General features: G+C 74.9%; 6 protein-coding genes. 2 read left to right on the top strand and 4 right to left on the bottom strand.

Annotated features, from left to right (window positions below):
* Positions 1-491, top strand: a 491-nt coding sequence (locus tag ABZ297_RS45865) for an ATP-binding protein (RefSeq protein ID WP_355360615.1), incomplete at its 5' end; no start/stop codon positions are given.
* Positions 488-1,111, top strand: a complete 624-nt coding sequence (locus ABZ297_RS45860) for a response regulator transcription factor (protein WP_355360612.1) — start codon at positions 488-490, stop codon at positions 1,109-1,111. The genes ABZ297_RS45865 and ABZ297_RS45860, both read left to right, overlap by 4 nt.
* Before the next feature lie 131 nt (positions 1,112-1,242).
* Here ABZ297_RS45860 and ABZ297_RS45855 read toward each other — a convergent pair whose 3' ends face one another.
* From ABZ297_RS45855 to ABZ297_RS45840, 4 genes are all read right to left on the bottom strand, one after another.
* A complete protein-coding gene (locus tag ABZ297_RS45855; protein ID WP_355360609.1) occupies positions 1,243-3,063 on the bottom strand; it encodes a protein kinase in 1,821 nt (606 codons plus the stop codon).
* Positions 3,064-3,236: 173 nt separating this feature from the next.
* The gene (locus ABZ297_RS45850; protein WP_355360606.1) at positions 3,237-3,470 is read right to left on the bottom strand and encodes a hypothetical protein; all 234 of its coding nucleotides are present in this window, start codon (positions 3,468-3,470) and stop codon (positions 3,237-3,239) included.
* A 10-nt stretch (positions 3,471-3,480) separates the two neighbouring features.
* Positions 3,481-5,196 carry a hypothetical protein gene (locus ABZ297_RS45845; RefSeq protein WP_355360603.1) on the bottom strand — a complete coding sequence of 572 codons (1,716 nt, stop codon included), beginning with the start codon at positions 5,194-5,196 and terminating at the stop codon, positions 3,481-3,483.
* Positions 5,193-6,010, bottom strand: an 818-nt coding sequence (locus ABZ297_RS45840; RefSeq protein ID WP_355360600.1) for a cytochrome P450, incomplete at its 5' end; no start/stop codon positions are given. The genes ABZ297_RS45840 and ABZ297_RS45845, both read right to left, overlap by 4 nt.

The raw sequence follows: 6,010 nt of genomic DNA, 5'->3' as shown, positions 1-6,010 counted from the left end.
CCGCCCCGGTGGCCGACGCGCTGCGGCGCATCGAGGAGGCCGGGCAGCGGGCGCTGGCGTCGATGGACAGGACGGTGGAGATGCTCAACGGCGAGCCGGGCGCGGCCGCGGGCAGGCACGTGCCGGGCATCGAGGCGCTGCCGCAGCTCGCCGACGGCTTCTCACCGTCGGCCCGGGTGTCCCTCACCGTCGAGCCGGGGCCGGACGTGCCGCGCGAGACGTCCGCCACCGCCTACCGGGTGGTGACGGAGGCGCTGACCAACGTCCGCAGGCACGCGACGCGGGCGACCCGCGTCGACATCACGGTGACCCGCGAGGACGCGAGGGTGCTCGTGCGTGTCACCGACGACGGCGGCGGCCACTCGGAGGCGCCCGACAGGGGCGGATTCGGCCTGGTCGGCCTGGCCGAGCAGGTCGAGATGCTGGGCGGCACGCTGTCGGCGGGCCCCACGCCGGGCGGCTGGAGCGTCAGGGCGGCGATCCCGGCATGACGACGCGCATCCTCATCGCCGACGACCAGGACGACGTCCGGATCGGGTTCAGGCTCATCCTCGACTCCCAGCCCGACATGACGGTCGTCGGCGAGGCCGCCGACGGACAGGCGGCGGTGGACCTGGCCCGCCACCTCAGACCCGACGTGGTGCTGGCCGACATCCGGATGCCCAGACTCGACGGGCTGGAGGTCACCAGGCTGCTCGCGTCCGAGACCAGGGTGATCGTGGTGACCACGTTCGACCAGGACGACTACGTCCACACCGCGCTGCGCGACGGCGCCTGCGGCTTCCTGCTCAAACGGTCGGGCCCTGCGCTGCTCGTCGAGGCCGTCAGGGCCGCGATGGCCGGTGACACGCTGATCAGCCCGCAGGTCACCGTCAGGCTGCTGCGCCACCTCCGCGCCCCGAAGGCGAAAGCGCCGGGGGAGCCGCTCACCGGGCGCGAGCTGGAGATCGCCCGGCTCGTCGCCCACGGACGCACCAACGCCGAGATCGCCGCCGAGCTGTTCATCAGCCCGGGCACGGTCAAGACGCACGTGGCCAACATCCAGCGCAAGGTGCACGCCGCCAACCGGGTCGGCATCGCCGCCTGGGCCTGGAGCTCCGGGACGGTCTAATCGGTAAGGAAGCTCCAAAGGGGTGAAACCCGGGAGGCCCCCCATGACTGGGGCGACCGCATCGGCCGTAAGGCCACCCTCATCTCCAAGATCGACATCTCCGACGCCGCCGCGTACGGTAGCAGCCCGGCCTAGCTCAGGCTGACCCGTGCCCCCGAGCTCGCGCCGGATTCATGCAGTTCCAGCTCGGCGGGCTGGGCGTCCTTCGGCAGCTCGAACAGCAGCTTGCCGGTGAAGGAGCCGCCCGGCCCGATCTGGACGGGCGCGAGCTCGGCGCCGTCCTTGCCGAGCAGCTCGGTGCCGGGGTGCGGCGCGTCGTCCTCGTCGATCAGCTGCTGCTGAGCGGGGGACAGGACGCGCGCCTCGTCGCCGACGTTCGTCACCTTCACCGCCACCTGGCACGACCGCGTGGGGGCGCCTCTCGCCGGTTTGGGGCAGCTGCTGCTGGTGACCGCGAACCTCAGCCGTCCGTCCTGGACGGGGCTGCCCGCGCCGGCCGTGTCGGACGATCTGAGCAGCCAGACGATGACGGCGATCAGCAGCAGGAACAGCAGGACGACCGCCACCAGCGCGGTCATGCAGCCGGTGAACACGCCTCGCTTCCGCTTGGCGGGCGGGAACGGCGCAGCACCGCGCGGCGGCAGCGGCCCCTGGCCCGTCTGGTGAGGCGGCAACCCCTGCGACGGCCCTCGCCCTGTCCGGTTGGGCAGCGGCACCGGACCTGTCTGATGGGGCAGCAGGACTTGACCTGTCTGGTGGGGCAGCGGGACCTGCCCCGTCTGGTGGGGGAGCGGGCCGCGCGCGGAGCCGCCCTGCGGCGGCTGCGCGGACCCCGGACGGGCGGGCTGGGCGCGTCCGGACTGGCCGGGCCCCGGTGGCACAGGCCCCGGCGTCACAGGCCCCGGTGGCACAGGCTGGGCCTGGACGGGTGACGGGGACGGCGCACGGCGGGGCGGCGCAGGAGAGCCGGCAGACGCCGGCCGTCCCGGCGCGTTGCGCGGGAACTCGGCGAGCGGCGGGAACTCCGACGCGTTCCACGAGCTGGTGAGGTGGCGGCTCGCCGCGAGCTGCGCGGCGGGCTCGTCGGCCGCGCCCACCAGCTCGAGCAGCAACTGCTTGGCGGCGGGACGGCGGGCGGGATCGGGGTGGATGGCCGCGGCCACCAGCCGGTCGAGCGGCGCGGGAAGCCCGCGCAGGTCGGGCGGCGCGGTGCGGGCGCGAGCCGCCATCACGTAGGCGTCGCCCTCCCCGAACGGGTGCCCGCCCAGACCGGCGTACGCGATCAGCGAACCCCACGCGAACACGTCCCCTGCCGGGCTGGTGCGCCCCTCGAAGACCTGCTCGGGAGCGATCCAGCCGGGAGTCCCCATCACCATGCCCGCGTTGGTGTGCCGCGAGTCGACGTGCGTCGAGCGGGCCAGCCCGAAGTCGATCACCCGCGGCCCGGCCAGCGTCAGCATCACGTTGGCGGGCTTCAGGTCGCGGTGCACCAGCCCCACCGCGTGGATCGCGGTCAGCGCCGCGGCCACCCCCACCGCCGCCGAATGCAGCACCGACGGCGACAGCGCGCCGTGCTCGATCAGGTGGTCTTCCAGCGAGATGCCGTCGATGTACTCGGTGACCAGGTACAGGACGCCGTCGTGCTCGCCGTGGTCGAGGACGCGGGCCGTGCAGAACGAGGCCACCTTGCGGGCGTTGGACACCTCCTCGTGGAAGCGCGCCCGGTACACCTGGTCGGCGGCGTAGTCGCGGCGGATCGCCTTGAGTGCCACCACCGGCTCGTCGGCCTTCCTGGCCAGGTACACGGTGCCCATGCCGCCGGATCCGAGGCGGCTGACCAGCTCGTACGGGCCGATCGCCGGCGGGTCCTCTGGCGTCAGCGGAGTGCCTGCGGAGCGCCCCTGCTGCCCCAACGTCGCTGTCCTCTCGCCGTCGTCATCCCGTCGACTCAAACCGACCGATCCTCCGCCCGGCATGCCCATTTCCCCCAAGACTCTAACGGAGGAAGAACCCGCCCGGTGGCCACGCGGCAACCTCGCAGCGCCCGAGCGAGCCGCCGCGCAGGTCGCGCACCGCACCGGGCCGTGGGGCGGGGTGGCGGTGTCGCGCCGGTGTGGTGGCGGGTCTAAGGGCGGGGGCGCCGCCGCAGGGCTTCCGCGTGGTCCTGGACGCGTCTGGCGGCGTCCGCCAGGTGCGCGGAGGCCAGCGTGCAGCGCATGATCTGGCCGTTCAGCACGGCCTCGAACCAGGGGGGCGCCACCCCGTCCGCGCGCAGCCTGACGGCGAGATCGCGCAGGCGGCGGGCGAGGGCCGCCAGCTCGGCGGAGTCCCTGCGCAGCGTGTCGGCCGGATCGTCCACAGCGTCCTCCTTATCGGATCGTGATCGCGGCGCCGGCGGCGAAGAGACTCACCGCGGCGCGGCCCGCCGCCTGCCTGAGCGGCTGTTCGACCGGCCCCTCGGACGTGTCGGCGCGGCTCGTCGCGGCGCTCAGGCACCGAGAGCCGGCGGGCGGCAGGTCGCGGTTCCGGAGCCGGTACGCCTGCGAGCGCGTCACCGGCCCCCGGTAGGCCGCCAGCCGCCGCTCCAGCCGGGGACGGGTGACCGGCAGGTCGTCGCGGAGGTTGGCCAGATAGGCGGAGACGTGGTGGCAGCCGGGAAAGGTGTGGGCGGGGTCGGTGTAACCGACGGTGTACCAGCCGGGGGGCGGGTCGAGGCGGGTCCCGGCCGCCAGGACGTCCAGCGCGGGGACCAGGTCGTGCCGGTTGGTGACGGACGCGACCCAGGTGCGCGGGTCGGCGCAGGGCGGGCCGCTGACGGGCGCGCCGACGCACACCACGTGCGTCACCCGGTACCGGGAGCAGAACGCCGCGTCCCGCGCGAGGCCGAGCACCGCTGCTCCGCCCTCGCCGTGACCGATGAGCGCGATCAGGGCCCCGTCCGGCACCCCGAAGTCGGCAACGGCCTCGGCCAGCCCCTGTGCGTGCGCCGCCGCAGGCAGGCCCACACTCGTGAGCCCGTGCGCCGCCCCGCCCAGGCCGTCCGGCGACCCGGGTGGCCCCGCGCTGTGCAGCCCGTGCGCCGTCACACCCCCGCCCAGGCCGTCCGTCGCCTGGAGGACGTATCCGACGGTGCCGCCCGCCCGGACCTCCTGGAGCAGGACGCGGCCGTCGTCGCCGAGGCGCTCGAGGTTGCCCAGGTAGTCCAGCAGGCCGCCCTCGCCGCTCGCCGCCGGGAACGGCACGCGTTCGGCCGCGACCCCGTCACCGTCCCGTCCGGTGACCGTCCTGGCGGGTGCGCCCCGCTGCGGCTCGGCGCGGGACGGACGGCGGGACCCGGCGACGGAGCGGGCGGGCGGGTGGCCGGTGAGCAGCGCTCGCGTCGCCGCGACCTCCTTTGCGACCATCGCGACCGGCGGCGGCGTCGCGCCGCCTCCGCAGGGGAACGGGAAGCCGGATGACTCCGGGTCCCTGCCGGTGGCGACGGCGTCGAGGAGGGCGATGGCACCGGTCAGCTCGGGACGGCTCAGCGCGAGGGCCGAGACGCGCAACCGCAGCGAGGTGACGGCCACGCGGCCGGCCAGGCTCGCACGTCCTTCCGGTGGCAGCAGCCACGAGATCACCCCGCCCAGCAGCGAACCCCAGTCACTCAGGGGAGAGCCTCGACCACCCGGCAGCTCGCCTGGGACGGGGGTCCGGCCGTTCGGTGGGGAGCCCCGACTGCTCAGCGGGGACTCCCGGACGGCCGGCCGGTTGTTCGGCGGGGAGCCGCGGTGAGGGGAGACCACGGGGCTCAGCGCGTGGCCGAGGCCGTGGGGGTGGGTCAGGGCGTACAGGAGGGCGCGGTGGGCGCGCCAGGCCGTGCGGGGCGAGCGCGGCGCCGAGGTGGTGAGATCCTGGCCGAGCAGGATGGTGGTGGCGCGGTCGCCGATCGCCGCGATCCGCTCCGCGGTCTCGGCGAGCTCCTCCGCCGCCTCCCGCAGTGCGCGCCCGGCCTTCCCGCGCGGTCCTGGTGTGCTGATCGTGACGCCGTGCGGGGTCTTCTCGCGCGGTCCTGGTGTGCTGATCGTGACGCCGCGTGCGGTCATGCGGGGTCCTTTCTGGGGGTTCTGGGCAGCATCACGACCCGCAGGCGGAGCGGGTTGAGGGTGGAGGGCAGTGGTCGCGACGGCGACAACTCCCTCCCGACCGCCTCGGGACGGGCGAGCGCGAGCATCCCGTCCAGGAAGGCCGTGCCCACCAGCAGGGCCAGCTTCATCCCCTTACACCGGTCGCCGAACGGCGTGGCCCACAGCTCGTCGGAGGCCGTCCCGTCGAGCCACATCTCGGGGACGAACCGGTGCGCGGAGGGCAGGCCGTGGCCGTGCTGGTCCAGGCCGATCGGGACGAGCACCGTGGTGCCCGCCGGCACGGCGGTGCCGTACCAGTCGGTGACGCGGGTGGTCACCCACGACAGCGCGGGCGCCGGAGGCCACAGCCGCAGCCCCTCCTGCAGGCAGGCCCGCAGGTAGTCGGGGTCGGTCTCGGCGGTGTGCCGCTGCGCGGGGTGGGTGGCGAGCAGCGCCAGCGTCTGCAGCAGCCCGGACGCCGTGACGCTGAACCCCATCAGCCAGAACGCCGCCTGCCTGAGCCTGTTCAGTTCGGGGCCGAGGGGCGCGGAGGCGATCAGCCCGGCCAGGCTGCCGGGTTCGGCGCGGCGCAGGTGGTCGAGGAGCCTGGCGTCGTACCTGCCCGAGAGGATCTCGTGGCGGCGGCGTGCCCCGCGGCTGAATCCGACCCTGCCGGCCTCCCGTCTCAGCTCGGCGAGCAGCGCGCTCAGCTCCTCGTCACCCGCCGCGCCGGCGCCGTACACGCAGCGCCGGGCGACGCGCTGCCAGGCGGCGTTCAGCCGGTCGAAGCCGA

The sequence above is a fragment of the Nonomuraea sp. NPDC005983 genome (assembly GCF_040614375.1).
In the GTDB taxonomy this organism is placed as follows: domain Bacteria; phylum Actinomycetota; class Actinomycetes; order Streptosporangiales; family Streptosporangiaceae; genus Nonomuraea.
The sequence above is the reverse complement of the archived record's forward strand: the minus strand, read 5'-3'. Positions and strand labels throughout refer to the sequence as shown.